At 59.9% G+C, this 24,431-nt stretch carries 38 protein-coding genes and 2 pseudogenes; 25 read left to right on the top strand and 15 right to left on the bottom strand.

Translation table 11 applies throughout. The features are described from left to right. The 25 genes and pseudogenes from EN884_RS38480 to EN884_RS01550 form a co-directional block, all read left to right on the top strand. Positions 1 to 296 (top strand): annotated as a pseudogene (locus EN884_RS38480) (hypothetical protein); the annotation flags it as partial. A gap of 493 nt (positions 297 to 789) precedes the next feature. After that, positions 790 to 1,383 carry a hypothetical protein gene (locus EN884_RS01665; RefSeq protein ID WP_063168434.1) on the top strand — a complete coding sequence of 198 codons (594 nt, stop codon included), beginning with the start codon at positions 790 to 792 and terminating at the stop codon, positions 1,381 to 1,383. Next, positions 1,383 to 1,565 (top strand): hypothetical protein, encoded by a 183-nt coding sequence (locus EN884_RS01660; RefSeq protein ID WP_063168433.1) that lies wholly within the window; start codon positions 1,383 to 1,385, stop codon positions 1,563 to 1,565. The genes EN884_RS01665 and EN884_RS01660 overlap by 1 nt, the downstream gene beginning before the upstream one ends. Then, entirely contained in the window at positions 1,528 to 2,490 is a 963-nt protein-coding gene (locus EN884_RS01655) for an MT-A70 family methyltransferase (RefSeq protein ID WP_127224378.1), read from the top strand. The genes EN884_RS01660 and EN884_RS01655 overlap by 38 nt, the downstream gene beginning before the upstream one ends. Further along, positions 2,487 to 2,759: an HU family DNA-binding protein gene (locus EN884_RS01650; protein WP_063168431.1), complete on the top strand. Its 273-nt coding sequence runs from the start codon at positions 2,487 to 2,489 to the stop codon at positions 2,757 to 2,759. The genes EN884_RS01655 and EN884_RS01650 overlap by 4 nt, the downstream gene beginning before the upstream one ends. 37 nt (positions 2,760 to 2,796) lie before the next feature. Then, positions 2,797 to 3,474 (top strand): hypothetical protein, encoded by a 678-nt coding sequence (locus EN884_RS01645; RefSeq protein ID WP_127273920.1) that lies wholly within the window; start codon positions 2,797 to 2,799, stop codon positions 3,472 to 3,474. 57 nt (positions 3,475 to 3,531) lie between these two features. Further along, positions 3,532 to 4,221: a hypothetical protein gene (locus tag EN884_RS01640; RefSeq protein ID WP_063168429.1), complete on the top strand. Its 690-nt coding sequence runs from the start codon at positions 3,532 to 3,534 to the stop codon at positions 4,219 to 4,221. Positions 4,222 to 4,232: 11 nt separating this feature from the next. Further along, positions 4,233 to 4,802: a GcrA family cell cycle regulator gene (locus EN884_RS01635; RefSeq protein ID WP_158515793.1), complete on the top strand. Its 570-nt coding sequence runs from the start codon at positions 4,233 to 4,235 to the stop codon at positions 4,800 to 4,802. After that, the gene (locus EN884_RS01630; RefSeq protein WP_063168427.1) at positions 4,795 to 5,184 is read left to right on the top strand and encodes a hypothetical protein; all 390 of its coding nucleotides are present in this window, start codon (positions 4,795 to 4,797) and stop codon (positions 5,182 to 5,184) included. The genes EN884_RS01635 and EN884_RS01630 overlap by 8 nt, the downstream gene beginning before the upstream one ends. Before the next feature lie 260 nt (positions 5,185 to 5,444). Next, entirely contained in the window at positions 5,445 to 5,831 is a 387-nt protein-coding gene (locus EN884_RS39280; protein WP_244514310.1) for a hypothetical protein, read from the top strand. After that, a complete protein-coding gene (locus EN884_RS01620) occupies positions 5,828 to 6,178 on the top strand; it encodes a hypothetical protein (RefSeq protein ID WP_063168425.1) in 351 nt (116 codons plus the stop codon). The genes EN884_RS39280 and EN884_RS01620 overlap by 4 nt, the downstream gene beginning before the upstream one ends. 69 nt (positions 6,179 to 6,247) lie before the next feature. Beyond that, on the top strand, positions 6,248 to 7,063 hold the full coding sequence (locus tag EN884_RS01615; protein ID WP_127273919.1) for a hypothetical protein: 816 nt from the start codon (positions 6,248 to 6,250) through the stop codon (positions 7,061 to 7,063). 1 nt (position 7,064) lies between these two features. Continuing rightward, positions 7,065 to 7,382: a hypothetical protein gene (locus EN884_RS01610; protein WP_063168423.1), complete on the top strand. Its 318-nt coding sequence runs from the start codon at positions 7,065 to 7,067 to the stop codon at positions 7,380 to 7,382. Then, on the top strand, positions 7,379 to 7,897 hold the full coding sequence (locus tag EN884_RS01605; protein ID WP_063168422.1) for a hypothetical protein: 519 nt from the start codon (positions 7,379 to 7,381) through the stop codon (positions 7,895 to 7,897). Before EN884_RS01610 ends, EN884_RS01605 begins: the two co-directional genes overlap by 4 nt. 21 nt (positions 7,898 to 7,918) lie before the next feature. Continuing rightward, positions 7,919 to 8,137 carry a hypothetical protein gene (locus EN884_RS01600; RefSeq protein ID WP_127224377.1) on the top strand — a complete coding sequence of 73 codons (219 nt, stop codon included), beginning with the start codon at positions 7,919 to 7,921 and terminating at the stop codon, positions 8,135 to 8,137. A 6-nt stretch (positions 8,138 to 8,143) separates the two neighbouring features. Continuing rightward, the gene (locus tag EN884_RS01595; protein ID WP_063168421.1) at positions 8,144 to 8,836 is read left to right on the top strand and encodes a sigma-70 family RNA polymerase sigma factor; all 693 of its coding nucleotides are present in this window, start codon (positions 8,144 to 8,146) and stop codon (positions 8,834 to 8,836) included. Positions 8,837 to 8,904: 68 nt separating this feature from the next. After that, positions 8,905 to 10,494: a DEAD/DEAH box helicase gene (locus tag EN884_RS01590; RefSeq protein WP_164774290.1), complete on the top strand. Its 1,590-nt coding sequence runs from the start codon at positions 8,905 to 8,907 to the stop codon at positions 10,492 to 10,494. Continuing rightward, on the top strand, positions 10,491 to 10,865 hold the full coding sequence (locus EN884_RS01585; RefSeq protein WP_063168419.1) for a hypothetical protein: 375 nt from the start codon (positions 10,491 to 10,493) through the stop codon (positions 10,863 to 10,865). Before EN884_RS01590 ends, EN884_RS01585 begins: the two co-directional genes overlap by 4 nt. Further along, positions 10,862 to 11,707 carry a ParB N-terminal domain-containing protein gene (locus tag EN884_RS01580; protein ID WP_063168418.1) on the top strand — a complete coding sequence of 282 codons (846 nt, stop codon included), beginning with the start codon at positions 10,862 to 10,864 and terminating at the stop codon, positions 11,705 to 11,707. The genes EN884_RS01585 and EN884_RS01580 overlap by 4 nt, the downstream gene beginning before the upstream one ends. Then, a complete protein-coding gene (locus EN884_RS01575; RefSeq protein ID WP_063168417.1) occupies positions 11,704 to 12,363 on the top strand; it encodes a sigma-70 family RNA polymerase sigma factor in 660 nt (219 codons plus the stop codon). Before EN884_RS01580 ends, EN884_RS01575 begins: the two co-directional genes overlap by 4 nt. Further along, the gene (locus EN884_RS01570; RefSeq protein WP_063168416.1) at positions 12,360 to 13,556 is read left to right on the top strand and encodes a toprim domain-containing protein; all 1,197 of its coding nucleotides are present in this window, start codon (positions 12,360 to 12,362) and stop codon (positions 13,554 to 13,556) included. The genes EN884_RS01575 and EN884_RS01570 overlap by 4 nt, the downstream gene beginning before the upstream one ends. Next, positions 13,528 to 14,898 carry a DnaB-like helicase C-terminal domain-containing protein gene (locus EN884_RS01565; RefSeq protein ID WP_063168415.1) on the top strand — a complete coding sequence of 457 codons (1,371 nt, stop codon included), beginning with the start codon at positions 13,528 to 13,530 and terminating at the stop codon, positions 14,896 to 14,898. Before EN884_RS01570 ends, EN884_RS01565 begins: the two co-directional genes overlap by 29 nt. Before the next feature lies 1 nt (position 14,899). Next, complete coding sequence (locus EN884_RS01560) at positions 14,900 to 15,943, top strand: hypothetical protein (protein ID WP_127224376.1); 1,044 nt, start codon at positions 14,900 to 14,902, stop codon at positions 15,941 to 15,943. After that, positions 15,940 to 16,284, top strand: coding sequence for a hypothetical protein (locus tag EN884_RS01555; protein ID WP_063168413.1), 345 nt, complete (start codon positions 15,940 to 15,942; stop codon positions 16,282 to 16,284). The genes EN884_RS01560 and EN884_RS01555 overlap by 4 nt, the downstream gene beginning before the upstream one ends. Then, positions 16,268 to 16,492, top strand: coding sequence for a hypothetical protein (locus EN884_RS01550; RefSeq protein WP_063168412.1), 225 nt, complete (start codon positions 16,268 to 16,270; stop codon positions 16,490 to 16,492). Before EN884_RS01555 ends, EN884_RS01550 begins: the two co-directional genes overlap by 17 nt. Here the strand turns inward: EN884_RS01550 and EN884_RS01545 are convergent. The 15 genes and pseudogenes from EN884_RS01545 to EN884_RS01485 all read right to left on the bottom strand — a co-directional run. Continuing rightward, positions 16,489 to 17,037: a hypothetical protein gene (locus EN884_RS01545; RefSeq protein ID WP_063168411.1), complete on the bottom strand. Its 549-nt coding sequence runs from the start codon at positions 17,035 to 17,037 to the stop codon at positions 16,489 to 16,491. The genes EN884_RS01550 and EN884_RS01545 overlap by 4 nt on opposite strands. Positions 17,038 to 17,175: 138 nt before the next feature. Beyond that, positions 17,176 to 17,652: a hypothetical protein gene (locus tag EN884_RS01540; RefSeq protein WP_063168410.1), complete on the bottom strand. Its 477-nt coding sequence runs from the start codon at positions 17,650 to 17,652 to the stop codon at positions 17,176 to 17,178. Next, a complete protein-coding gene (locus EN884_RS40060; protein WP_275955627.1) occupies positions 17,645 to 17,770 on the bottom strand; it encodes a hypothetical protein in 126 nt (41 codons plus the stop codon). Before EN884_RS40060 ends, EN884_RS01540 begins: the two co-directional genes overlap by 8 nt. A 39-nt stretch (positions 17,771 to 17,809) precedes the next feature. Further along, positions 17,810 to 18,016, bottom strand: coding sequence for a hypothetical protein (locus EN884_RS01535; protein ID WP_063168409.1), 207 nt, complete (start codon positions 18,014 to 18,016; stop codon positions 17,810 to 17,812). Further along, the gene (locus EN884_RS01530) at positions 18,013 to 18,240 is read right to left on the bottom strand and encodes a hypothetical protein (RefSeq protein WP_063168408.1); all 228 of its coding nucleotides are present in this window, start codon (positions 18,238 to 18,240) and stop codon (positions 18,013 to 18,015) included. The genes EN884_RS01535 and EN884_RS01530 overlap by 4 nt, the downstream gene beginning before the upstream one ends. A gap of 14 nt (positions 18,241 to 18,254) precedes the next feature. Next, a complete protein-coding gene (locus EN884_RS01525; RefSeq protein ID WP_063168407.1) occupies positions 18,255 to 18,491 on the bottom strand; it encodes a hypothetical protein in 237 nt (78 codons plus the stop codon). After that, positions 18,488 to 18,670 carry a hypothetical protein gene (locus EN884_RS01520; protein ID WP_063168406.1) on the bottom strand — a complete coding sequence of 61 codons (183 nt, stop codon included), beginning with the start codon at positions 18,668 to 18,670 and terminating at the stop codon, positions 18,488 to 18,490. Before EN884_RS01520 ends, EN884_RS01525 begins: the two co-directional genes overlap by 4 nt. Before the next feature lies 1 nt (position 18,671). Then, positions 18,672 to 18,830, bottom strand: coding sequence for a hypothetical protein (locus EN884_RS38475; RefSeq protein WP_158515791.1), 159 nt, complete (start codon positions 18,828 to 18,830; stop codon positions 18,672 to 18,674). After that, complete coding sequence (locus EN884_RS01515) at positions 18,827 to 19,102, bottom strand: hypothetical protein (RefSeq protein ID WP_063168405.1); 276 nt, start codon at positions 19,100 to 19,102, stop codon at positions 18,827 to 18,829. Before EN884_RS01515 ends, EN884_RS38475 begins: the two co-directional genes overlap by 4 nt. Positions 19,103 to 19,142: 40 nt before the next feature. Beyond that, the gene (locus EN884_RS01510; protein WP_063168404.1) at positions 19,143 to 19,745 is read right to left on the bottom strand and encodes a hypothetical protein; all 603 of its coding nucleotides are present in this window, start codon (positions 19,743 to 19,745) and stop codon (positions 19,143 to 19,145) included. Between the two features lie 66 nt (positions 19,746 to 19,811). Further along, positions 19,812 to 21,239 carry a DNA polymerase III subunit beta gene (dnaN, locus tag EN884_RS01505; RefSeq protein WP_063168403.1) on the bottom strand — a complete coding sequence of 476 codons (1,428 nt, stop codon included), beginning with the start codon at positions 21,237 to 21,239 and terminating at the stop codon, positions 19,812 to 19,814. 72 nt (positions 21,240 to 21,311) lie between these two features. Continuing rightward, complete coding sequence (locus tag EN884_RS01500; protein WP_063168402.1) at positions 21,312 to 21,737, bottom strand: hypothetical protein; 426 nt, start codon at positions 21,735 to 21,737, stop codon at positions 21,312 to 21,314. Between the two features lie 65 nt (positions 21,738 to 21,802). After that, on the bottom strand, positions 21,803 to 22,174 hold the full coding sequence (locus EN884_RS01495) for a hypothetical protein (protein WP_127224375.1): 372 nt from the start codon (positions 22,172 to 22,174) through the stop codon (positions 21,803 to 21,805). Beyond that, a complete protein-coding gene (locus EN884_RS01490; RefSeq protein WP_063168401.1) occupies positions 22,167 to 22,601 on the bottom strand; it encodes a hypothetical protein in 435 nt (144 codons plus the stop codon). The genes EN884_RS01495 and EN884_RS01490 overlap by 8 nt, the downstream gene beginning before the upstream one ends. A 264-nt stretch (positions 22,602 to 22,865) precedes the next feature. Then, a pseudogene (locus tag EN884_RS01485) lies at positions 22,866 to 24,431 on the bottom strand (methyltransferase); the annotation flags it as partial.

Genomic DNA, 24,431 nt, shown 5'->3' with positions numbered 1-24,431 from the left:
CCGGTGATCTGAACTATGAGGACTCTTTTACGCGCGGCGTTGTCGGCGGCGATTACACCATAAATGTTCACTGCTTCAGATGTCCGCAGTTGCCGCAGGAGGTGAAGGTCGTCGTCGAGATCAATAGCGGCGAACCAGGTAAGTCGTCGCTCAAGCCGCTCGTCAACACGACGGTGAAACTGGTGACTGACGGTCAAGAGCGAACTGCCATCCGGTTCAAACTGACCGACAAGGGCGAGATCGTTCCCGGCTCCATGAATTCCGTCTTTAAGCCGCTTCGGAGTGCGAAGAAGTGACCGTGGAAATTTGGAGAACTGTCAGCTTCGCCCCGCGACACGAGGTGTCCAACTTGGGCCGCGTCCGGGGTGTTCGCGGCGGCATCCTTCGTCACGCCCTTGCTAGGGAGCATCACATCGTCAGCCTCTACCCAGAGGTTGCTATGATGAAGATTTGTTATGTTCATCTTTTGGTTCTTGAGGCGTTCGTTGGCCCGCGCCCGGATGGACTTGAGGGCTGTCACAACGACGGCAACCCAGACAACAACCGCTTGGACAATCTACGGTGGGATACGCCAGAGTCGAACCAGGCAGACCGGATCGCACATGGGACCGACATTCGCGGAATAAAGAACGGCCAATCCAAACTTACCGAAGAAGACATTTCGGCGATCAGGCGAGAATACGTTCCTCGTGTCAAGGGGAGTGATTGTCGCGCGCTGGCATCGAAGTATGGGGTGTCACATTCTCTCATAGCCGGGATCGTCAGGAACAAAACTTGGAGACATGTGACATGAACTACCCCATCACCGTTTGGTTGGCGATCACCGTCATTCTCGGCATCGCCGCCTCGCTCGCCATATGGGCCCGCGGTTTCTCGCGAGCTCGTGGCCTGGCCGTCCTCGCATTCTTACTGGCAAGCCCAATTGCTGGCGTCTCCCTCGGCTTCAGTCTCGGCTGGCCGGTTCCGCTCGTCGATGGCGTGACGCTCTCCGCTGGCGATCATCAGATCCTTGCGGCGAAGATGCTGATCGAGGACGGCATCTACATCTTCGTCGACCGCGGCGAGCAGCAGCCACGCTATTACAAACTGCCGTGGAGCACAAAGACGGCTGACGAGCTTCAGAAGGCCATGGATGAGAAAGGCGAGGGCGGTCAGGCTGGCATCACAGTAAAGCCGTTCAAGTGGCCGTGGGAGTCGGAAGAGGGAAACTCCGGCGAGGGCGGCCAGCCCGACCAGGGGAAGAAGGGCAAGGGCGGGATTGCTGGGTTGTTCGAGTTCTCATGGGACACGCACGATCAGCAGTTCTGGGCGCTCCCTCAGCCGAAGGCACTCCCCGACAAGCCTGCAGCCGCGCCGGCGCCAACCTACGAGCAGCAGATCTGATGTGCCAGGTTCTGATGATCCTCGCCCTGATGGACAACGCGTTCTCGCTAGAGACACGCTGCGTCCAGTCCGTCGCGAAGTGCAACGAGGTGATCAAGATGGAAGTCACCGAGTTCTTCCCCGAGGCGAACTACATCGGCCGCTGTGTCGAAGTGGACGATCTCGCCAAGCAGGACAGGTGAGGCCCATCTTGCCCTGTGCATCATTCAAACAGAATACACCCGGTCCGCGCCTTTCGGCAGGTGCCGGCGGCCACCTGAGCACACCAAGCCCCGAAGCTTCCGGCGCAAAAATGGATGGGAGTCCAGACCGGGCCAGCGCCGTGCTGGCATTTCTAAACGGACATTCGGGACACGCCGCCAAAGTTTCGTTCGGTCGCTCGGTGACGCCGCCATGAGCAATATTGACTTCTCTCAAATGACGAAGGAGTTCGCGGCCCTGCGGCCGGCCGGCGGCTTCAAGGTCGCGCTTCTCGATATCCCGTGGGACTTCGAGCACTTCTCCGAGAAGGGGCAGGGCAAGGGCCCGCAGCGCCACTACGACACGATGTCGATCGAGGACATCTGCCAAATCCCACTGACCGCGCTACTCGCTGACGACGCCGCTGTGTTCCTTTGGATGACCTGGCCGCTGGCTATGCGCTGGCATGAGGTCGTCCCAGCGTTGGGGCTGAACTTCGCCGGCCTTGCCTGGGAATGGCTGAAATACAATCCGAAGTCCGGCAAGTATGCATTTGGTGGGGGATATGGCACACGAAAAAATGTCGAACCGTGCATTTTGTGCACGCGCGGCAACCCTCAACTGAGGCAGCCGATCGAGAGCGACATGCTCGGCGACGCGGTGATCCCTGCCGGCGTGCGCAGCGTGCGCGACTTCATCGAGGCGATGCCGCTCGACGCCATCCGTCAGCCGCGGCGCCTGCACAGCCAAAAACCCGACGAACAGTACGACCGCATCGAGACGATGTTCGATGGGCCGTATGTCGAGCTTTTTTCAAGAAGCTCTAGGAAAAAATGGACGGCCTGGGGAAACCAGGTCGGCCTGCTTGATGCCGGAATCCCGGCGACAACCGCCGCAGACGCGGCTCATTCGAAGGAAGAAGCATGACCACGAAAAACGAAATCGCCGCCATCGTTGCCGGTGAGACCGGTATGACGAAAGCAGATGCTGCCGCGGCAGTGAATGCCACGATCGACGCGATCGCTGGCAGTCTGATTGCCGGCATCAAGGTGCAGATCGCCGGGCTCGGCGTGTTCGGCGTCAAGGCGACGGCGGCGCGCCAAGGCCGCAATCCAAGGACTGGGGATACGGTCCAGATCGCAGCCGGGAAGAAAATCACATTCAAGCCGGGCGCCGATCTGAAGGCGAGGCTCTGACATGGCGCGTCCAGCCGGATCCAAGAACAAGCCAAAATTGTCCGTCGTCGGCGGCGCAGCTGGTCCCGGACACAATAGATCAGCCGAACAGCTTAGCGATGACCAGCTTCAGGGCCTGACGCGCCAGCACGCCGCGAAGCGCGCCAAGCTGCTTGAGGCCGAAAAGAAGACCAAAGCCGACCGGATGAACTTCGACAAGATCATCAAGTCGGATCTCGGCGCAACCGGTCTCGCCAACATCAAACTCCTGCTGGATCTCGAAACGCCGGAAGGCGAAGCAAGGATCAAGGCGGACATGGAACGGCAAGCGATGGTCGCTCGCTGGGCCGGCTTGGCCATCGGCACTCAGGGTGCGCTTTTCGACCAAGACCGTCGGCCGGTCGAGGACCGGGCCTTCGATGATGGCAAGCGTGATGGCATGTCGGGCAAGACGCTCGCCACGTCCCACGCGTCCGGCACCGAGGCTTACAACAAGTACGTCGAGGGCTGGCACGCAGGTCAGGCTATCAACGCTGCGGGCATCCGTCAGAAGCCTCCGGAGGCCGAACTCCTTCGTAAGGAGGGCGCCGAGGTCACTGGTCTCGCCGATGAGTTTGATCAGGCTTCCGATGGCGGATCGACGGCGTCTTCTGATGTCTCGGACGACGACGAAGGCGGCGAGCCGTGGCCGGATGACGTGGACATCTCAGACCGCGAACCAGCCGAGACGCTTTGAAGCCCCTTGGCGGGGCGGACTTGATCCGTCCCGCGTCCACACATTGAAGAGTGAAATATGGTCATCGGCGGGTTGGACATAGCGACCACCACTGGCGCTGCGTTTCTGAAGGACGGCGTCTTCACAGCGGAGACGTTCGTTTATAGCGGCGCGAAGAAGAAAAAGAGCATCTTGGACGGCGCCGATGAAAAGCTGGCGCTGGATGCAAACGAGCTCGGCAAGGTGTTCGACTGGTTTGATCGTGTCGTTCGCATCTGGCTGGTCACCAATCGAATTGAATCTCTTGCAATAGAGGAGCCACTTCGCACGGACTTCGCTGGTCGAAAGAAGGCAGTCGTCGACACTAATTCAAACTGGGCTGGGAAGTCGGTCACCTATGAAAAGAAAGGCGGCATCAGCCTCAAGACAATTTTCAAGCTTCATGGCCTTGAGGCGATCGCCTGCCGGGTGTGTGCACAGTTGAATATCCCGGTCATGTTCGTCAACCAGGCCACATGGCGTCTAGCTTTCTTGGGCAACGGTCGCCCGCCTGACGCCAAGTCTGAGGCGGTGAAGATGTGCCGGAAACTCGGCATTGAGATCACCAGCGTTGACGCAGCCGAAGGCGTGGGCGTGTGCTGGTGGCTGGATCGGCATCTCAACCCATACAGCCATCGGCGGGCGAACGATCTCTTCGCCGAGAAGCCGCTCACCAGGGCGCAGTTGCAGATCAAGGAAGCCGAGAAGCTTTTCAAGGCCAACGCTTGATGTGGGAGAGGATGAGCAGGGAGGAGCGGATACAGGCGATCCGCGATGGAGTGGCGGAGAAGATGAGCTCCACTCAGATTGCAGAGGCCATTGGCGGCAAGTGCAACCGGAATATGATCATCGGGCTCAGTTACCGTTCAGGGATCAAGCTTGTCGCCACTCCAGCATCAGTCGCCAAGATGAAGGCGGACGCGCTTTTTAAAAGCCGACCGGAGAAACACAAAGCCGCGCCGGTGGCGAAGAAAGAGGTGCCAGCGAAGCCGCCCCGGGCGCCGGCACCGCTCACTGCGGCTTTGGCAATCAGGAAGCCGGCGATCATCGATGCGGAGCCGGTCTACGAGTTCCCCGACCTGCACTACCGGGTGCATCTGGAAGACGTGAAGAGCGGTCAGTGCAGGGCGCCGACATGGAATGACGACAAGAGGCCGGACACGGCGGTATATTTCTTCTGCGGCAAGCCGGTGAAGTCGGGGTCTCCATATTGCTGGCATTGCCACAAGAAGATGTACGACGGCATGCCTCGGCGGCGTGAACCGGGGACGATGACATCCCGACAGACCAGGCGCGGTGAACTTGCCTGATATCTCACCGGAGGATTCGCGGGACTTTCTGCGCGGCATCATCACCCGGAACAAAGAGAGGGAAGACGGACGGTCATTCAAGGTGATCGTCCACATGACGCGGGAAGAGGCCACCAAGATCTGGGCGGCGAAACGCTGGCTCGACGTCTACCGGGAATGGGGCGTCGGGATCGAAGAGACAGATTTCACGATCGACTATGTGAGGAAGTTTCTCGGGGAACTGATTGAAGGACTCAAGGTGCAGAAGGGAGCGGAAGAGATGACGATCATGTTTAAACGACGAGGCTTGAACATCCTCACTGCGGCTGAACTGCATCTTGACCGCTACGTCATCATGCGGAGTGCCCCGGACAGGTCGAAGAGTTGGAAAGGCAAGAAGTGACCCCAGTCGCCATCTTCCTCTGCGACAAGTCCGGCATCGCGGCTCGGCCGTGGGCTGCGGCCGGCATTGAATGCTGGTGCGTTGACGTTGAGCATTCGATCCGCAAAGACCGCATAAAGAACAATATCCATTTCGTCTGGGGTGATGTCCGGACATGGCGCCCCCCCCCGCGGCGAAGGATAGTCTTTGTCGGCGCCTTCCCGCCGTGCACGCACGTTGCCGTCAGCGGCGCTCGGGATTTCGAGAAGAAGCGAGGCGCCATGCTCCGTGATGCGCTGGAGACCTTCGAGGCGTCCTGCCAAGCCGTAGCATGGTCTGGTGCTCCCGGATTCGTTGAGAACCCGATAGGTGTTCTGTCCAACATTCCGCATATCGGCAAGCCGCACTATTGGTTCGAGCCATTCCAGTATGCCGGCTATCTCGCCGATCCATCGACTGACGCCTACACCAAGAAGACTGGTTTGTGGACGTTCAACGGGTTCGTCATGCCGCCGAAGAAGCCGGTGGATCCGATCGACGGTTCGAAGATGCATCTGTTGCCGCCAAGCGATGATCGCGCGGACCAGAGGAGTGCGACGCCGGCCGGGTTTTCCTTGGCCAATTTCGAGGCGAACTGTCCGGCTGATCTAAGGAAGGTCGCAGCATGACGACCGTGCAGCAGATCATTGGCCTGCTCGCTGGCATCCGCTTGCCGCTCTCTGACGAAAAGCGGTTGCAGGCGGCAATCTCGGACGAGTTCACCCTCGCTGACATTCCCCATGAGCGGGAGGTCAGGTTGAGTCCGGAAGATGTGATCGACTTCATGTGTGGCGAGATCGGGATCGAGGTCAAGATAAAGGGCGGCAAGCGCGCGATCTTCCACCAGGTGGAGCGATACGCGCAGCACGACAGCATCAAGGAACTAATCCTCGTCAGCAACGTCGCGATGGGCTTCCCGCCGGAGATCAATGGAAAGCCGGTCTATTTCCACAATCTTGCAAAGGCGTGGCTGTAGATGACGAATCCATATCTCATCACCGGTCCGGCGCTGGTCTCATTCTCTGGTGGCCGCACCAGCGGCTACATGCTGGACCAGATCGTCCGCGCGCACGGGGGCAAACTTCCGGACGATGTGGTCGTCGCTTTTGCAAACACCGGCAAGGAGCGCGAGGAGACGCTTCGCTACGTCCATGAGTGCAGCGTCCGCTTCGGCGTCAAGATCCACTGGCTCGAGTGGCGGCCGGGCGACAGTGTGTATGAGGAGGTCGGCTACAACAGCGCTTCCCGCAAGGGTGAGCCGTTCAAAGCTCTCATCGCCAAAAAGCAACGGTTGCCGAATTGGCAGGAGCGGTGGTGCACGACCTATCTGAAACTGCTGCCGCTGTTCGCGTTGGCCAAGACATATGGCTGGGCGCCGGGGAACTACAGCGAGGTGATAGGCCTGCGCTATGACGAAGGCCATCGCATCATCAAGGGTATGGCCAATGCCGAGAAGGCTGGCCGAACATGCGCTTACCCGCTCTCCCGAGCCCGGGTGCGCAAGCCGGATGTCATGAGTTACTGGCTCGGCGACAACAAAGATCCGAAGAACCTCACGCACCCACTGCCGCAGGGTTTTGACCTTGGCCTGCGCGACTATGAGGGCAATTGCGATTTTTGCTTCCTGAAAGGACGCGGGCTTCGCAAGCGCATCATCCGTGAGCAGCCGGCGGCGCCGCTGTGGTGGCATGAGCAGGAGGTCGAGCAGGAGGGCTTTTTCTCCTCGCGTGACAGGGTCATCGATCTCATCAATGAGGTGCATCGGTCCCCCGATCTTTTCGATGACTCGCCGGACGAAGAATACGACGTCGAATGCGGGCTCCACTGTGGACCCGAAGAAGAACCAGTAACGGAGAACTGACATGAATTTCTGGCTTACGATGCTCGGCTTGGCCGGCGTCTCGATCGTGCAGAACGCGGCCTTCACAGCGGTCTCCCGATCAAGGAACAGCGGTGACGTCCGTCACCATTTCAAATGGGCGATCGCCTCCAACGGCGTCTGGTTTGTGGCGCAGTTGTTCATCTGGTCGACGGTCTGGCACGCCGTCGAAACCGGCAATTGGTGGCAGATAGCCGTCGGCGGCACCGTTTATGTCGCCTCGACCACATTCGGATCGGTCTGGATGATGGCGCGCATGCTGAAAACGGAGACGGGGAAGCAAAAGGTCGGCGCTCGTTGATCTGGCAGCTTTCCCATCGTGCTGATCGCTTCTCGGCGCGTATAGCCGACAGGCATTATTCGCGGCAGAAACCCGGCACGCCGCAGTTCGCGCCGACTGGGTCATGTGTCGTGTTCAAGGCGCTGACAGAGACTGGGCGGGCCTACTGGGTCACCAGCGCGCCATTTGCCGAATGGGTGAAGCACGCATGGGCGGGCGCATGGATTTGCTCGGCCTTTCGCAATGAGGGCGCCGGCCGCGCCTCCGACATGATCGTTGAGGCTGTCGCGGCGACCCGGGCTCACTACGGTACCCCCCCCGATTTGGGAATGGTCACCTTCATCGATCGAAAGAAGGTCCGACCGATAATCGTCCGCGGCCAAGAGGTCTTTGGCTGGACCTTCCGCAAGGCCGGCTTTGCCGAGTGCGGCGAGACCAAGGGCGGACTACTCGCATTGCAACTTCTGCCAGAAGGCATGCCTCCGCCGGAGAAAGCGCGCGGCATGCAGCACGACATGTTTGGGTTGGCATCCTGAACGATAACCAAGGAGATCAAAATGGCTGATTTATTGAAACTGGACGTCGCGGGAGTTGAAGACTGGCGCGAATATGACTTCGGCGGCCGCGTGTACCGCATTGAGAGTCCCAAGACTGTTCAATTCCGCCCCGGCGGTGAAACCCATCGCGTGACCGACTCTGTCGGAGTCGTTCACTGCGTTCCGGCGCCGGGCGTGAATGGTTGCGTGCTCCGCTGGAGTGGGCCGGTGGTCGCGTAATCATCAATGGCGCCTGAATTCCTCACCCGCGAGCATGAATACGCGCTGGCCGTCCGCTGGCGCGATCACCGGGACGTGGCGGCGATGCGGCAGATCATCGCCGCGCATCGTCCGATGGTGGTGAGCCGTGCGTGGAAGTTCCAGAAGTTCAATCTGCCAATGGACGACATGATACAGGAAGGGTCGCTTGGGCTGTTCAATGCCCTGAAACGCTTCGACCCGGAACTCGGCAACCGCTTTTCGACCTTCGCGCGCTGGTATGTGATCTCCGCCCTGCAGGAGTACGTGATCGCCAACTTCTCGGTGGTCCGAGGTTCGACTTCGAGCAAGAACAAGATGGCGTTCTTTGCTGGCCGGCGAGCCTCTGACACGTCCATGGATGCCCCGGTCTTCGAAGACGGCGAGTCCTGGACCGACCGACTTGTCGACGGCGGTGATCTACCGGATGCAATCGTGGAAGCGACCATCGACGGCGAGCGGCAGAGAAGGATCATCCGGCAAGCGCTGAAGAAGCTGTCGCCACGATCAGCCGCGATCATCAAGGCGAGGCTCATGCTCGATGAGCCGGAGACGCTGGAAGAACTCGGTCGCAAACATGGGATATCGAAAGAGCGCATCCGGCAGATAGAGGCCAAGGCGCTTGAGGATCTGCGGGTGATCCTCACCAGCAAGCGCCGGCGCAATTTGGTGGCGGTATGACGGCGCCCACCTACGGCAAACTAGCGCTGCAGGGCAACCGCTGGGTGTTGAGCGATATCCCGCCGCATGTGGCGATCCGGCTGAAGAACATGTTTCCCCGGATACCGAAGACCCAGACGAAGGTCTTCGATCTGCCGGCCACTTTGGAAATGGCCGCCGATCTCCTGTGGATGCAACAGCGTTTTCCGTTCGTCATGTCGGCTCAAGATCGGCAGGCGCTTGAGGCTACCAAGCTTCTCTTCGATGATGATCGCGCTGCATCGGAAGCCATCATGCTCCCTGACTGGCAGCCGCCGGCGCGCCACGGCTTTCGGCCCGGGAAAGAGGCCTACCACTATCAGAAACAAGCCAGCGAGATGTGGCATCGCAGGAAGGGCTTGCTGCTCGGCGATGACGTCGGTCTCGGAAAAACCATAGCCGCACTGGACGGCCTGGCCGGCTCGCAATATCTGCCGGCGGCAATCGTCGTGCAGGCGCACCTTCCAAGTCAATGGGTGAATGAATTCATAAAGCCCTTCACTTACATGAACGCGCACGTCATCCAGGGGACCAAGCCATACAGCCTGCCGCCGGCGAACCTATACATTTTCCGCTATTCTAACATCGCCGGTTGGACCGACATATTCGCTACCGGCATGTTCAAGGCCGTGGTCTTCGATGAGATTCAGGAACTTCGCCGCGGCACTGAGGCGGAGAAGGGCAAGGCAGCTTTGGTGCTGGCGCAGAACGCCGCTCTCCGGCTCGGGTTGAGCGCTTCACCGGTCTACAATCTTGGCTCGGAAATGTGGAATATCCTTAGCGTCATCGACCCGGAAGTTCTCGGCCCATGGGAGGACTTCGTCCGCGAGTGGTGCGTCATGGCATCTGGAGGCAAATGGCGGGTGGAGGATCCTGACGCGCTTGGATCGTATCTCCGGGAGAGCGGCGTCTTCCTGCGGCGTCTTCGCCAAGGTCGGCCGATCAACCGCATTCCAATCGAAGTCGATTTTGACGAAGAGATCGCCGACAACGCCGCCGAACTCGCCAAGAAGCTCGCCATCAAGGTTATGAACGGCTCCTTTGTGGAAGCCGGTCTCGCCGCGCGTGAACTGGATGCATTCGCCCGCCTCCAGACCGGACTGGCAAAAGCCAAGAGCGTCGCAATTCTGGCTCAGATGTATCTCGAAAAAGGCATCCCGATCATCCTGGCAGGATGGCACAGGGACGTTTATTCGCAATGGATTGAGCAGCTCAAGAAATTCAATCCGATGCTCTACACGGGCTCGGAGTCGGCAAGGCAGAAGGATCGGACGAAGAACGCGTTCATCAACGGTGACACGAACCTGATGATCATTTCCCTTCGATCAGGCGCCGGTCTGGATGGGCTGCAAAAGCGATGCTCGACCTTGATCGTTGGTGAAATGGATTGGTCGAACGCGGTTGTCGATCCTCAGTTGATCGGCCGCATAGATCGGCCGGGACAGAAGGCCGACGAAATCACGGTCGTGTTCCCCTATGTGAACTATGGCTCGGACCCGGTTCTCATGTCTGTCAACGCCATCAAGAAAGACCAGCAGCGCGGCATCAATGATCCGGGGGCAGTGCTCGGGCCGGTCTATACGGACGAGTCCCGCATCAAGCTTCTGGCTCAGCAGTTCTTGCAGAAGAGGTCGGCATGATCGCCGTGAGGGCAAGGAAGAAACTGTTCGAGTCCGATATCATGTCGGCGCGGCGGATCCCAGTCTGGGCGCGCGAGATCATCGCGGATGTCGCCGCTGCTCATGGTGTCGTCGCGAACAACATCCTCATGGATTTTCGCAACGACAATGCCTGCCTGGCGCGCCGGGAGGCGATCTACAAAATCAAGGTCCACAAGCCGTCGCTGTCGTCGCCGCAGATCGGCAAGTGGTTCGACAAGAACCCCGCAACCATCCTCTATTCACTGGCGCGGCATGCGGAACAGACCGGCGCCGAGAGGCTGTCGGAATATAGCCTGAAAAAGTGGAAGCCGACGGGAAAGCCGGTCGGCCGGCCGAGAGGGACGAAATGAATTCCGAAGTGAGGACGATCGACCCGACGCCGTTCGCGGCCGCGTTCGGCCGACCATTGACGACGTCGCTCGGCATCAAGCCCGGGCTCTGCTGGCTTCCCATCTCCGCGCTGCGGATCGACCCGGCCTATCAGCGCGAGATCTTCGAGGGCGGCGCCAAGAATGTCCTCAAGATAGCGAAGGGGTTTGACTGGGCCCTGTTCGGGGTCGTAGTGGTCGCGAACATCGATGGTGGATTGTTTGCGATCGTCGACGGCCAGCATCGGGTTATAGCTGCCGCTCTGCGCTCGATCGACGAAGTGCCGTGCATCATCATCGAGGCTGACCCCAAGAAGCAGGCGGAAGCCTTTGCCGCGATCAACGGCGCCGTGACCGCCATCCACCCGCTGTCGATATTCGCGGCGGAGCTCGCCGGAAACAAACCCGACGCGATAGCGCTTCGCGATGCGTGCGCAAAGGCACACGTCAACATCCTGCGATACCCGGTCCCATCCAAGAACATGAAGCTCGGCGACACCATCGCCATCCGGTCGCTTCAGGAATGCATGAAGACCTATGGCGCGGATCACCTCTGCCTTGCGCTGCGCGCAATCACGAGGTCAAAGCCGGATGGAAACGTCGGGCATGTGAAGGCGCCGATCATCAAGGCGCTCTGCCATGTGCTCGATGCCGAGAAGTCGTGGTGCAAACCTGAGTACCGGCTGATCTCAGTCATGGGGCAATTCGAGTACGGTCCGGAGTTAGATCAGGCGAGCGTCCTAGCTCGGAAGAACAAGAGGCAGACGCACACCGAACTGGCTGTCAGATTGTTCGATTATCTCGATGACGAGATCGGCGCATGACAGGGCGTCCGGCCGCATTTGATCGGGATGTCATGGCGTCCTACGCCGCACTGCGGCGCTTTGCGATAAGTCTTTCGCGCGATCCGGCGAGGGCGGACGACCTGGTGCAGGAGGCCGTCGTCAAGGCAATGGAGAAGTGGGAACAATTCAATGATGGTACGAACCTGAAGGCGTGGCTCTTCACGATCCTTCGCAATGAACACATCAGCCAGGCGAGAAAGTCGGCGAGATTGGTCGAAGACCCCGACGACATGCTCGCCAAGAATCTGTCGGTGCAAGCGAGTCAACCTTTCGCAGTCGATCTCAAGATCACACAGCGACGCATGCGGCTTCTCCCGACGGAACAGCGGCGGGCGATCGAGTTGGTGGCCATCCTTGGCAACGACTACGAACGGGCCGCCGATCTGATCGGCGTTGCCGTCGGAACAATCAAGAGCCGGGTATCGCGGGGCAGAGACTTTCTGGAAACGGGCGTCCTGCCGCCAGAAGAGCCGGAACCAGCGCCGGCGCCGACGTTAGGGGAAAGCGCATTGTGCGACCGGGTATCGGTACTGTTCAGGGCGGGCCGGTGGATATCGCAGATTGCCGGCGAGGTGGGTATAGAGCCGCGCAAGATCATGCGCATGGTCGTTGACCAAAGGTTGCGACGGGCATGAGCAGGGATGACGCCAGAGAGATAACCGACAGACTCAACGAAGACGTCGAATCGATTTGCTCCAAATTCTGGCCGGGTTGGAAACCGGTCAAGGAGAAAGGCCAAGACATTGGCCTAATGACGCCGCAGATTAAAGTTGCGACAAGCAAGACCGCCAAGACAAGGAAGCTGACGAGTTCCTTTAAGGTCGAACTGAGCGGCTCACACAAGGGCAGGTGGTTTCGATTCTCGCAGAGCGTTGGCGGTTATGGGCTTGCCCTCCTATACTACGGCCATACGGATCGCATCCCGAACAGCAAGGATGACTTTCGCGAGGCGTTCCAATTCGCCCGCGAGCATCTTGGGATGGCTGAAGAGCGCACGGAGTCGCCAGAAGATAAGGCGGCTAGGGAAGAGCGCCGAAGCAAAGAACAGGCAGAACGAGACGCGCGCAACAAGAAGGGGGCGGCCGAAGCGGAGCGGAAGAGACAAGCCAAGGTTTTGAACGTTCAGGAAATATGGGCGGAATCCAAGCCGCTCGCTGGCTCCATGGGAGAGCAATACCTGATCGGTCGCGGCATCCCGCCAATTTCCGAATGGCCGTGGCAACCCGATGAAGCAATCCGCTTTCATCCAGCGCTTGACTTCGAACCCGATCGGGACGTCGGCAACTACCCGGCAATCGTCTGCAAGGTGGTCGATGCCTTCAACTCCCACGTCGCTCTCTGGATTGTCTATCTGAAGCGCGACAAGCCGGAGAAGGCCGATCTGTCTCCGAGCCCTAAGATCGGCCGCGGGACCACCGCAGGCGGCGCTATCCGACTCGGCGGCGATGCCGCGCACATAGACGGCGCCGAGGGCATGGAGACGGCGCTGGGGGCGTGGTTCCTCGACGGCTGCCGGCGCCCCGTGTGGTCGTTCATGTCGACCAGCGGCATGAAGAACTTCGAACCGCCGATGTTCGTGGAGCGGCTGAACATCTTCAAGGACGGCGACAAGGCGGTTCTCGGTCCGCAGGGGCGCGTATTGCCGCCGCCAGGGCAGCATGCCGCCGAGGAACTGCAGAAGCGCATGAAGGCCGTCGGGATCAAGTGCGCCGTAAATGATGTGTGCCGTGATGGCGACGCCTTGGACTTGTGGAACGCCAGACAGCGGTTTGAAAAAAGCAATCGGAAGGACGAAAAGAATGGCGAAGCCACAAACACAGCACCTTGAGAATCTGGTTGCCGAACGCATGGTGCTTGGAAAGGTGCTGCAATCCGAGGCGTCGTTCTGGTCAATCGCCGACGCACTCCAGTCGTTCCATTTTGCAAACGCCTTCTATGGGCAAATCTACCAGGCAGTCCGCGACGTCCTCACCGAAGGCAAGCGGATGTCATTAGCGATACTCGAAAGCCGGCTCGGGCCAGAATACGATGAAGACGGCAAATCCACATCGTCACTGCTCACCGCGCTGCTGCGCGATGCAGAGAACAACGAATCGGCTCTCGATGAGGTCGAAGGAATCATCGACCATTGGCGGCACAGAAAACTCATCGAAACCCTTGAGCATGGGCTGAAAGAGGCCAAGAAACCGAACGTCATGCCAGCCGACCTCCTGTCTGACATGGAAGTGAAAATCAAGGACATCAGTGTCAACAGCCAGGCGGAGCCGCTGAAGTGGCTTGGCGATATCGCCGTCAAAGTGCTGACGAGATCGTCGAAGACGAAAGAAACCGGCATCGTTCCGGGCTTCGACACCGGGCTGCCGACGCTCGACCAACTGATCGGCCGCGTGCATGCCGGCGACCTCGGCTTCATCGGAGCGCGCGCCGGCGACGCCAAGACCGTGCTTGCCTTCCAGATGGCGATGCGCGCCCAGCACTACGCGCCAGGCATCTTCTTCGAGCTCGAGATGAAGGACGAGGATCTGACCGCTCGCGCCATGGCTGGCGAGACCAACGTGCCGGTGGCCGAAATCGAGGCGGGATCTTATGACGCCTTCGCGTTGGAGGATCTGAAATCCGCCAGGGACAAACTGAAAGGCACCAGAATCGTCATCGACGATCGGCCGAAGCTTGCGATCGAGCAGATGCGGGATAGATGTGTGGCCATGAAGCGCCGGCACGGTCTCGGGTTTGCAGTGGTCGACCACATCAGGCTGGTGAGGACGTTCAACAAGTCGGCGAACAAGTTCGACCGGATCGAATTCGTCACCGGTGATCTGAAGGCGCTTGCAAAGGATCTCGGAATTGCTGTAATCGCGCTGTCCCAGGTAACGAGATCCTCGCAGAGGCGAGATGATCCGTTCCCCAATCTGACCGACCTGGATGGCGGCGGCTCCATTGAGCAAGATGCGGACTGGTGTGTTTCCCTTTTCAGAAGAGACCGGTGGCTGAAGAATCAGCGGCCGCAGGAAATGGACAGCAAGGACGGGAGGGAGTGGGCAGAACAGATGCAGCGTTGGAAGAACAGGATCGAGGCGCGCTGCCTCAAGCGGCGGCGCGGTGAGGATGGCGAGACTGCCGAGTTCGAATTCGATGGCCGTCGCGGTCAACTTCGGGAAGTGGAGCGCTGAGATGATTTCGGAAAAGGAAGCCAAGAAGATCAAGAAGAAGGAAATGGGCATCGTGACATTCACGATCTCTGTCCTGTGGCTGTCCGGCTTGTCGATCGGCAGGATTGCCATGCTGAGTGGGCGATCAAAGGGGAGTATTCGCGGCATCGTGCACCGCAATCTACCGACGCCGCGCGAGGAACTGACGATGGAAGAGCGGCAGACCGCATTGGATCATTTGAAGAGCGTGCGGTGCGATGAAGCAAGATTGTCGGACAAGTATTTCGTCGCGTGCGAACTGTCTCAGGCCCAAGAGGCGCCGAAATCCGGGCCGTCCGTGCTCGGCTCACTCGCTTCGTACATGAAGCCAAAGCCGACGAAGCCGGCACCGCCGCCCATGCCAGACGGCAGGACGCGGGAAGGCCGCAAGGAAATCCAGCGCCGCAAGCAGGAGGCCAGGCATCAGGAGAAGGTCGCTGTTGAGCAGCAGGCAGCGCGCGAGATGGGCGGAGCCGTCAATCGTGGCCTCCATGGATCGGCCCTCGAATATCTGCATGACATCGGGACGCTGTCAGATCCGATCGAGCGGCGTGTCGACCAGAAGGTGACCGGAATCTCCAGCAAGGAACGCCGGAAGGAAGCCGGCCGAATCCTGCGCGGTTACATGGATGGGTGTCGGGTCGGCGGCATGAGTAGCGTCGACTTCGATCGCGTTGGCACCGGGTCAAACAGCCGGCTGGCAATCTCCGCCTATCGGCTGCAGGCCATTCACGCGGTCGGCGCGATCCGCGACATGATGCCGGACAGGGACTTCCAGTTGATCGAGCGGGTCGTCGACCAGGACGAATTCGTCTGGGATACGGTGCCGAGTAGTCAGGCGCGGACCTTCATCTATGAGGCAATCAGGCGAGCCCTCGATGTTGTGGCGGTGTTCGAGGAAATGATGGGGCGATCAGCCTTCGCGACGCGGTGGGGATTTGAACTGCCGATGGTCAAGGTTGTGGATCGTGATGACGCCAGGCGCATGTCGAATGCGGCGGAAGATATTTTGAGGCAGGCACGATGAGAGAACGCTTACCGGACCGCCGCGCTTCCGAAGTGATCGAATTCAACCACATCGAGACCAACGGCAATAGGTCGCCATTCACCTCGACTGTCGGCTTCTACCCGGATGGCCGGATCGGCGAGATGTTCATCTATGCGCAGAAATCGGATTCGGCGATCGGCCTGATCTGCCACGATGCGGCGGTGTTGATCTCGATCGCGCTTCAGTGCGGCGCCACCATCGACGAGTTGCGCGCTTCGGTCGCGCGGACCGCCATGGATGGTGGCAAGCCGCAAAGCATCATCGGGACCGCGCTGGACATCTTGGCGGTGCGGGAGGCGGAGGATGGTGAAAGTTCTTGATGTCCCGCACGCCACATCGATTGACGCTCAGATGGACGATGAGGGAAATGTCCGCATCCTCCTGAACGACGAGAACGGCAAGCCATTCGCCGGCGTAGTCCTCACGTTCAAGGGCTTGGTGAACACTGTTGAGGATCTCAGCGGATTGATCGATCAATACATGGACAGCCAGCCCGATACGATCGGGCCCTGCATGGGCAGCGCCTAGCCGGTGTCGCGCCGGCGAGGCTTGCGCTCGGTCGTGATGGCCTCGGTCACGCGTTCGGCGATATCGATGTTCCGTTCATCGGCTTGGAACAACGCCAGAAGCACGCGGATCGGGTGCGGGATATCCTCGGCACCATCCAGCCACGTCAAAACTCTGTGCGGACTTGTGGAGTAAATGAATGCGAGGAAGGTAGGGGTAATCCCGGCGGCGCGCAGCTGCTCGGCGAACTCCGGCCCAGTGAGGCGCTGATACCGTTCTTTCTTGCCCTGATCCCGATTTGCTCGAATCCTCGGTCCGTTCAGCACCTCGGCCATACGCCGCCATCCTGCGAGCTCGGCCTCGAGCTCTGTGCTGAAGATGGCTGGCGTCTTGCCGTCCGGTCGCACAATGTCGGCGACCAGGCCAGGCGCGATCCACAGGGCGATGAAGCCGGGCCCGCGGTTGTTGGGCTCGGCCCATGCTCGGAATATGGGGTTCGATTTGTTGGCCATTCCGTCTCCGCCAGCGCCACGATCGGCTTTCGAATCGACAAGCATCAAATCCATAGGTCAAAACTCCTTTATTGTCATCAATGGGGGAAAGGGCAGGGCAGGGCCGCCAGCGAGCGTTCCATCTGGCGGGTAGTTCGCTGCGCCGGAAGGCCTCCGCGCGTGCTGGCGGGCTAATCTGGCGGCAAATCGGCGCTAATGCTTCACGATCTTGAAAGCGTGCCGGTAGTCATCATGCAGCTTGACGTTCTTGGGCGGGTAATGACCCTGTTCACGCAAGGCCGCGACGTGATGGCGATGGCGCGCCGCTCTGGCGTCATCGTAAAGGATCTCCTCGTCCGGACAGTCATCGATCCATGTGATGAACTTATGGCCGGCATCGGTGCCACGCGAGGCGGCCAAGCCGATGGCGATATGGCCGGCGATCTCATTGATCTCGTCGCGGCCGATCTTGCCGCCTTGGGCGATGCACCGGTCGGAGGCTATCCTTCGCAGCCGGACAAATGCCATGCGCGTGGCGATCGCCGCCTCGGTCTCGCGGAAATCCATGCCCTCGCTTCGGCATTGGTTGCGGAACTTGTGCAGCGGCGCGTCATGGGCTTCCGGCAACAGCCCTATGGCTATGCCGGCGGCGACCAGGATCAGGATGATGATCGGTCCCCACTCAAGCATCGGTGTTGCGCCTTTTGCGCGCTTCCTGCTCGATCTCGTCGCCCCATTCGCCAAGGAATTCCTTGACGGGATCGGCGACGAACAGCCGGCGTAAAGCCCTCATCAGTGTGCGGATCATGACAGACTCCTTTCTTTGCCACAGTTGGCAGGCTTCAGGTTAGGTTTTGCGGTAAATCTCCGGCCGCGACTTCTTATCCTCGCGAAGCAGGATCGCGCCATAGTTGCGCTTTGCGGCGACCAATGCGGCGATGCCTTCAGGCGAAGCATCACGAGAATTGACGGCCGCCTCGTATTTGTCGGTTGCAATCTTCAGAGCAGCGGGCTCATCCTTTCGACGCTGGAGTCTGAATTCGTTCGCGCTCATACGTCCGACTCCAGCGCCAAGCGCACGATCTCGGTTTCCGGCGTCATGGTAGCGGCATATGGCAGCCGCTCGACCGAGTAGTCGAACTCCAGTCCATGGTAATCCGCAAGCCGGTCAATGCACACACCGGCGAGGTAATTGGCGCGGCCTTCGTCCGTTCCGCCGACAAAGCGGAAGATCGGTGCCGACTTGGACAGGATGGTCACCAGAAAAACGTCGTTCATGACTTGGCCTCCGTTTAGGGTTGGTAGACGTTGGTCGGATCTTTTTCCTTGGCCTCGGATGCCTCCAAGCATACTCCGATCAAATCGAAGCTGTATTCGTCGTCCATCTGCCCAAGCGGGCCGAGATACCAATAATGAACTCGAATGGTGAAATCGACACCTTGGGCCGCCTGATAGTGCGGAGCGTCAAGCGCCTTCCTGCAGGCGCTCTTGGCCGCGCGGATGGCTGAACTCCGTCTGGCGTAGGTCATGTTGGTTTCGCTTTCTTCGGCTTTGGCGGCATAGGCAAGGTCGCCTCCTCCGCGCCTTCGTCGCAAATCCATGACATATCGCGGCGGATCCACATCTGCCTGGCGCCGTCGGCGACCTCCTTGTGCGCGATTTCCCATTTGCCGCGCACGAAGATCAGGACTTCATCCCATCTGGTCATATCAGTGGCCATACGAGAACATGTCGGCCGCGCGGTCGAAGCCATTCATCGTCGCGCCATCATAGCGAACCAGCCGAAGGATGCGATCGCGAGCGCGGATGGTGCCGAATCCGTCGAGGATGCCGGCGGCGAAGCCGATGCAGAAGCGGAGCGCGCTCATGTCACTGGTCCTCCGCTGAGGCGCTCGATCACGCCGCGCAGTCGGTGGGCCTCGCTTAGATTGGCTCGCTCCATCGCCATCAGGCATTTGCGCAGCGCCGGAATCTCACCGGCTATATCGGTGCCAGACAAGGCAGCAGCGGCGCGCTCGGCGATCTCGATCTCCTCTTTCGAGTTGCTCCATGTGCGAAGCACGATGTCGCCGGACTCGTCGGCGATGACATAGGTTGCGCCTTGATCAGCCTGGCATGGCTGGACGGTGAATTTCGGCATGGTTCTGTCTCCTGTGTTTCGCCACGGTTGGCGGAGTTGTTCAGATGGCCTTTTCGGCAAGCTCGATGGCGTCTTCGCAGGCGGAGAATTCCTCGCCAAGCCAATCGGGCGCATCGCCACCACAGGCATCAACGAAACCTTTCAGCGCCTTCAACATCGCCGAAAACGCGGCGGCTTTCATGCCGTTCTCATGGAAGGGGCTTATTTGGCGTTCTGGCTGGCTCGCCAAAGTGCCAACAAAGTCCGAGAGCTCGGCGATCAGGTCGGCGTGCTCTTCCTTCACGCTGTCCTCTTCATCGTCCCAAGCCTTGAATGATTCCGCCAGCATGAATTCCATGTAGGCGGTGCGGTCTTGATCTCGGGCGCTTGGCGCGACATCGGGCGTGACTGTCGCTGGCGAAAAGGCTTCCACGCTTGCTTTGCCGCCTAGATACATGCGCGCGCTGATGGTCGCCACAAGTTGTTCGACCGTAGTGCATCGTTCGCAGGCGAAGCGAAGCGACATGCCATCTTGATCCCTAGGGATGCTGTTGAGCGCATAGGGGATGCCATTGGCCAGCGCGTGGGAGACGTGACCATCGAGAACGCTCACATATGAGACGTTTCCGTTGAAATCGGTATATTTGGCGATGATCTTCGGCATTGGGAAACCTCCTTGTCGTGATTGATGGAAGGTGGGCGCATTCGCGCGCCCGACCAAGGCCTAAATCTACACACGCATCGGCATGAGGACGCCAAGCCAGCCCTTGCGGTCCGGCGCGGTCATGAGTGTCGGCGAGCCGGAATCAGCCATGGTAAGCGTGATCTCTTCGCAGCAGGCGGTAGCGATCAAATCCTGCACATACTTGGCGTTGAATCCGATCTCCAATTCGTCGCTGCCATAGTCGGCGGCAATGTCGGCGGTTGCCGAACCTTGATCGGGATTGTTGACGACCAGCTGGCACTTGCCCTTGCTGAAGGTGAGCTTGACGGCGCGGCCGCGCTCGGAAGAAATCAGTTCGACCGCGCGCACGCCTTCCGCCAGGTCCGCCGCCTTGAACGTTGCCGGCTTGTCGTTGCCGGTCGGGATGACGCGCTGATAGTCGGGGAATGAGCCTTCCACCAGCTTGCTTGTGATCGTGACGCCATCGAACATGAGGCGGATGGTTCCCCAATGCTCGGTCTTGCCTATCTCGACACGAACCTCTGCCGGGCACGCCTTGCCCTTCAGGAGCTTCTGCAGGAGCGCGACGGTCTTGCGGGGTACGATGACGCCGGGCATCCCCTTCATGCCCTCGCTGGCCGCCAAATCCTGCCGGCAAAGCCTATGCCCATCGGTGGCGACCATGCGCAATGCGCCGTGATCGCCGTGATAGGCATCGATGGCGCGCGGCTCGACATGGTGAAGATAGACCCCGTTCAGATAGTAGCGGGTTTCCTCGGTTGAAATGGCGATCGCCACGCCGCCGAAGGCCTCGACCAGATCGGCGCCGGGAACCGTGAAGGAATGCGACGGCTTGCCGCCGGAAAGGTTCGGATAGTCGGCGACCGGCAAATCCTGCAGCCTGTAGTTCACCTTTTCGAAATCGACCGTGACGGCGTTGCTGTCGCCTTGCCGTTCCGTGAAACCGACGAACTCGGAAGCCGTCGCCTTTTTCAGGAGGTCTTTCATAGTATGCGCCGGCAGAGTGACGGCGAATCTGGCATCAGCGGCGGCCGGAATCTTGACCGCGATTTCAATGTCCAGATCAGTGCCGGTCACGGTCAGATTTTCGCCGTCGCCGATGAGGCAGACATTGCCGAGAATGGGGATACAACTGCGCTTCTCGACCACGTTGGCGACGATATCGAGCGCGCGGTTGAGCGCGGCGCGGTCGGCGAGCGCTGTTGCCGGCGGAAGCGGCGCGATCTCTACCGACTCTTCGGCGATCTCGACCGGTTCATCGAACGCTCCAGCGGCGATTGCCTTTTCGGCGAGATCCGCCGGGAAGATGGCGCGGACTTCGGCGAGTGTCGCCTCATTGGCCGCGATCACTTCTGGTTCATGTTCCGGCTCCGCCTGGACCGCCTTTGCGGCGGCATAGGCACTGAAGGAAACGACCGCGCCAAGGGCGATGGCCGAAACACTGGAATTCGCGGGATGGGCGTGTGCGTTCATGCTGTTCTATCTCCTCTATTCGCCACAATCGGCAATTCAGTTCATGGCATAAATCTATGCCAGTTGCAAGGTTTATTCGTCGTCCGCCGATCCTTCACGTTTGATCAGTTCGATGTTTTCAAGGTTGGCGTACTCAGCCACCTTTTCCATCGCCCAGTCGGCGGCAGATGAAGCCGACTCGGAATAGTCGTCCCATTTGTCGCCGACACGGTTGCAGGCTTCCGCAACAAGCCGCGCCAGATCGGGATGATCTTCGTACACGTCAAGGGCAAGATCCATAACGGACTCATTGCAGAGTGAGGCGAGCGGATGCCAACCGGCAGTGTCCCTGCAGTCGGTAGTGATCCACTGCGCGTCATCTGCCGTCATGGTGCCGCGTGCGTATCGCCAGGCGAGGCGGTAGCGCGTGATCCGGCCGCGCCAGCGCCAATAGAACGATGAGCGCTTGAAACGTGCGGCCAGGCTTTCGCGGATTGATGTCACTGTCAAACTTTCCATGTGTTCGGTTCCTTCTCGAATAGGGCCGCGCCGCCACAGGGGCGAGCGCCAGGCGTGTTTCTGTGTCAGCGAGCGGCGGCTTGTCCTTTAGCCTTCGCCAGCGCTTCCTTGGCGAGCTTCAGGCAGAATGGATCGGTGATAGCCTTGTGATCGACAGCGCGGTCTAAGGCGTCGAACAGATCGCCAGCCGCCGCGCGGACAAGCGTCCATTCCGCTTCCGCAAGGTGCCATTCGGCAAGCGCCGCCGCGTCACGGTTCTTGAATGTCGGTCGTTGCTCGAATGGGCGCGGATCACAGGCAATGCGCCATTTGCCGTCATCGTAGTTGCGCGACACGCAACCGCAAGCGCCGGACGGATAGTAAACATTCGTGTACCATCCGCCATGACGCCAATGCTCATAATGAAACGTGGTCGGGGCTTCGCTGGCGTCAACCATTGGCGCAGCCCTCCGCATCAGCAATGCCGGCGGCTTCGCCCTCCGCCTTCAGGATAGCCGCATCCATGAGATTGCAGGCGGCTTGTTCGAATGGCGATGCGCCACAGTTGCCGCGAGCTCGCTTGATCGCCTTCAGGGCGGCCAGCATGTCGGGCGCGGCCAGTTCGAGCCGCGATGGTTGCGGATCGTAGACGCTTGGCAGGGAGTGCCCGCCATAGTCTGCCAACCGTTCGCCGGTCTCTTCGTCGGTAACGTCGATAATGGCCAAATCCTGCCCGCTATCGGTTGTCGTTTCATGGATCGTGATGTTGTCGCCGATGTAATCGGCAGTCAGTAGCGGGAAAGCCGCCTCGACGCTTTCGGCCTCGACCTCGACGTTGCCGTAACAGCGAAGGGTAACGCCCATGTGGAAAATCATTTTCGGCATTTCGATCTCCTGTTGTTCGCTCACTATCGAGCGGGGTTATAAGAATTCCGCGATTGTCTTCTAATGCGGTAGCGGCAAGTCGAAGATGATGACCAGCGCTAGGACGCCAGCCATAAGTGCCACCATTGCGAGGAAGCCGGCGGCATGGCGGATCATGCGAATGCCTGATAGGCCGCCGTCCAGAATGCCGCAGTGAACAGCAGCGCGGCAATCAGCGGCCAATTCCAGCCGCCGGCAAAATACCATTCGCGCTTTTCCATGGCTTCAGCCCCTCCGTTCGATGAAGTAGCGGCCTTCCGACCAGTTCAGCGTCACGATCTCGTCGGGTTCGCATGTGGAAGGCGGGCCGATGTGAATTTCGCCCTCGGCTATCTTTTCGGCCGTCTGTTTGTCGTTGCCTTGATAGTATCGGCTGGCCGCCTCCATGCTTTCGAAATGGCTTGTGCCGATACGATAGCCGCGACCAGCTGCCGGCGCGGTTGCAACCGGCGCGGCTTCCTTCGCCAGTTCATCGCCGACCAGCACGACAAGGACGGTTCCAGTTCCGGTTCCGCTTTCCTTGAATGATCCGGCCGGCAGATCGTACTTTTCGCCGCCGCGCTCATCGAACCAGGCGCGAAATTCCGTTGCCTTGCGATCCTGCCGGAAGAATGGACCCGGCGACATGACCGCGACCAGCCGGCCGCCATCGCGCAGCATCTTGAAGGCGTGGCGCACATGCTCGATATCTTGCCCGTTTTCAAAGGGCGGGTTCATCAGCACGCGGTCAAAGCGCGGCGCGGTCTCGGCTTCCATGAAATCGGATCCGGCGAGCGTGTAGCCTTTGGCGGTCAAAATCTCCCGCAAGCTGAAATGCCGTTCGAACGTGGTGAGCTTGGCCAGCGGAGCGGCTTCCGCCATGGCGTCCAGAATAGCGCCGCCGCCGCCTTCCGGTTCCAGCATGTCGAATTCGCCGGCCGGCATGTCGGCAAGGTCAATCATCTGATCGATGACGGCGCGCGGCGTCGGGAAGTAACCGGGAATCTTCGCGAATTGCAGCGCCTGGACCTTGCGGCGCAACTCCTCGGCTTGCTTGTCGGCCTCGCTTTGCCCGGCGATCATTGCCCAAAGCGCGCGCGTTGCCGGCGTGTCATTGGCCGGTTTGCCGCTATCATGGCCGGCGTCGTAATAGCCGCCATTGCGCACGATCTCGGAGCGCGCCAGGTCATGGACGACTTTCTTTGACGTTGCGCCGCGCAATTCGAGCGGAACGGTTCCGGCGTCATGGTGCGCCGCCAGGGCGCGCAATGCCTGTTGCGTCCGCTGCAGCCAATAGCCGTCAAGCCGTGCGCTATCGGCTTCGCGCTGGCGCTTAGGCGTGTTTGTCTGCCGGTCGCGGAATTTATGGTCTATATCGCCTTGCATGGCGTCGGCCATGGCGCGCAGCTTGTCGCCGGTCGCGACGTTGGCACGCGCTGGCGCCTCGGCACGCTGTTCTTGGGTCGACGGCTTGCCCTTCGGCCAGCATGTCGAACAGTTGAAGCCTAAGCCATGCGGGCATTGTGGGCATGATCCGGGGCCGGCCGCTGATGGTTCGGGATTGGCGAAGGTATCCGCCGCTTCCTGTTTCTTGAAGGCGAAGCCGCCCGGCGTCTTGCCCCATGGTTTTGTATACCAGCCGCCAAGAGTCTCGGCCAAATCACGAAGCCGGTTGAACTCGTCGCGCTCGACACGTTCGGGCATGATGCAAATGAACATTTGAAAGCCCTTTTTCGTGTGCGTGTGTTCCTCGATCCGAATCCCGGCCGGCGTCACAACGCCAGGCGCGGCCGCTGGAGCGCTTGCCGGCGT

Source organism: Mesorhizobium sp. M7A.F.Ca.AU.001.01.1.1 (genome assembly GCF_004022735.1).
Lineage (GTDB): Bacteria > Pseudomonadota > Alphaproteobacteria > Rhizobiales > Rhizobiaceae > Mesorhizobium > Mesorhizobium ciceri.
The sequence above is the reverse complement of the archived record's forward strand: the minus strand, read 5'-3'. Positions and strand labels throughout refer to the sequence as shown.

What these genes read in the sequence shown, in the direction of transcription:
- EN884_RS01665 (WP_063168434.1), top strand. Translation starts at nt 790, where the DNA reads ATGAACTACCCCATCACCGTTTGGTTGGCGATCACCGTCATTCTCGGC.
- EN884_RS01660 (WP_063168433.1), top strand. Translation starts at nt 1,383, where the DNA reads ATGTGCCAGGTTCTGATGATCCTCGCCCTGATGGACAACGCGTTCTCG.
- EN884_RS01650 (WP_063168431.1), top strand. Translation starts at nt 2,487, where the DNA reads ATGACCACGAAAAACGAAATCGCCGCCATCGTTGCCGGTGAGACCGGT.
- EN884_RS01640 (WP_063168429.1), top strand. Translation starts at nt 3,532, where the DNA reads ATGGTCATCGGCGGGTTGGACATAGCGACCACCACTGGCGCTGCGTTT.
- EN884_RS01635 (WP_158515793.1), top strand. Translation starts at nt 4,233, where the DNA reads ATGAGCAGGGAGGAGCGGATACAGGCGATCCGCGATGGAGTGGCGGAG.
- EN884_RS39280 (WP_244514310.1), top strand. Translation starts at nt 5,445, where the DNA reads ATGCTCCGTGATGCGCTGGAGACCTTCGAGGCGTCCTGCCAAGCCGTA.
- EN884_RS01620 (WP_063168425.1), top strand. Translation starts at nt 5,828, where the DNA reads ATGACGACCGTGCAGCAGATCATTGGCCTGCTCGCTGGCATCCGCTTG.
- EN884_RS01615 (WP_127273919.1), top strand. Translation starts at nt 6,248, where the DNA reads ATGCTGGACCAGATCGTCCGCGCGCACGGGGGCAAACTTCCGGACGAT.
- EN884_RS01610 (WP_063168423.1), top strand. Translation starts at nt 7,065, where the DNA reads ATGAATTTCTGGCTTACGATGCTCGGCTTGGCCGGCGTCTCGATCGTG.
- EN884_RS01600 (WP_127224377.1), top strand. Translation starts at nt 7,919, where the DNA reads ATGGCTGATTTATTGAAACTGGACGTCGCGGGAGTTGAAGACTGGCGC.
- EN884_RS01595 (WP_063168421.1), top strand. Translation starts at nt 8,144, where the DNA reads ATGGCGCCTGAATTCCTCACCCGCGAGCATGAATACGCGCTGGCCGTC.
- EN884_RS01585 (WP_063168419.1), top strand. Translation starts at nt 10,491, where the DNA reads ATGATCGCCGTGAGGGCAAGGAAGAAACTGTTCGAGTCCGATATCATG.
- EN884_RS01580 (WP_063168418.1), top strand. Translation starts at nt 10,862, where the DNA reads ATGAATTCCGAAGTGAGGACGATCGACCCGACGCCGTTCGCGGCCGCG.
- EN884_RS01575 (WP_063168417.1), top strand. Translation starts at nt 11,704, where the DNA reads ATGACAGGGCGTCCGGCCGCATTTGATCGGGATGTCATGGCGTCCTAC.
- EN884_RS01570 (WP_063168416.1), top strand. Translation starts at nt 12,360, where the DNA reads ATGAGCAGGGATGACGCCAGAGAGATAACCGACAGACTCAACGAAGAC.
- EN884_RS01565 (WP_063168415.1), top strand. Translation starts at nt 13,528, where the DNA reads ATGGCGAAGCCACAAACACAGCACCTTGAGAATCTGGTTGCCGAACGC.
- EN884_RS01560 (WP_127224376.1), top strand. Translation starts at nt 14,900, where the DNA reads ATGATTTCGGAAAAGGAAGCCAAGAAGATCAAGAAGAAGGAAATGGGC.
- EN884_RS01555 (WP_063168413.1), top strand. Translation starts at nt 15,940, where the DNA reads ATGAGAGAACGCTTACCGGACCGCCGCGCTTCCGAAGTGATCGAATTC.
- EN884_RS01550 (WP_063168412.1), top strand. Translation starts at nt 16,268, where the DNA reads ATGGTGAAAGTTCTTGATGTCCCGCACGCCACATCGATTGACGCTCAG.
- EN884_RS01545 (WP_063168411.1), bottom strand. Translation starts at nt 17,037, where the DNA reads ATGGATTTGATGCTTGTCGATTCGAAAGCCGATCGTGGCGCTGGCGGA.
- EN884_RS01540 (WP_063168410.1), bottom strand. Translation starts at nt 17,652, where the DNA reads ATGCTTGAGTGGGGACCGATCATCATCCTGATCCTGGTCGCCGCCGGC.
- EN884_RS40060 (WP_275955627.1), bottom strand. Translation starts at nt 17,770, where the DNA reads ATGATCCGCACACTGATGAGGGCTTTACGCCGGCTGTTCGTCGCCGAT.
- EN884_RS01535 (WP_063168409.1), bottom strand. Translation starts at nt 18,016, where the DNA reads ATGAGCGCGAACGAATTCAGACTCCAGCGTCGAAAGGATGAGCCCGCT.
- EN884_RS01530 (WP_063168408.1), bottom strand. Translation starts at nt 18,240, where the DNA reads ATGAACGACGTTTTTCTGGTGACCATCCTGTCCAAGTCGGCACCGATC.
- EN884_RS01525 (WP_063168407.1), bottom strand. Translation starts at nt 18,491, where the DNA reads ATGACCTACGCCAGACGGAGTTCAGCCATCCGCGCGGCCAAGAGCGCC.
- EN884_RS01520 (WP_063168406.1), bottom strand. Translation starts at nt 18,670, where the DNA reads ATGACCAGATGGGATGAAGTCCTGATCTTCGTGCGCGGCAAATGGGAA.
- EN884_RS38475 (WP_158515791.1), bottom strand. Translation starts at nt 18,830, where the DNA reads ATGAGCGCGCTCCGCTTCTGCATCGGCTTCGCCGCCGGCATCCTCGAC.
- EN884_RS01515 (WP_063168405.1), bottom strand. Translation starts at nt 19,102, where the DNA reads ATGCCGAAATTCACCGTCCAGCCATGCCAGGCTGATCAAGGCGCAACC.
- EN884_RS01510 (WP_063168404.1), bottom strand. Translation starts at nt 19,745, where the DNA reads ATGCCGAAGATCATCGCCAAATATACCGATTTCAACGGAAACGTCTCA.
- dnaN (WP_063168403.1), bottom strand. Translation starts at nt 21,239, where the DNA reads ATGAACGCACACGCCCATCCCGCGAATTCCAGTGTTTCGGCCATCGCC.
- EN884_RS01500 (WP_063168402.1), bottom strand. Translation starts at nt 21,737, where the DNA reads ATGGAAAGTTTGACAGTGACATCAATCCGCGAAAGCCTGGCCGCACGT.
- EN884_RS01495 (WP_127224375.1), bottom strand. Translation starts at nt 22,174, where the DNA reads ATGGTTGACGCCAGCGAAGCCCCGACCACGTTTCATTATGAGCATTGG.
- EN884_RS01490 (WP_063168401.1), bottom strand. Translation starts at nt 22,601, where the DNA reads ATGCCGAAAATGATTTTCCACATGGGCGTTACCCTTCGCTGTTACGGC.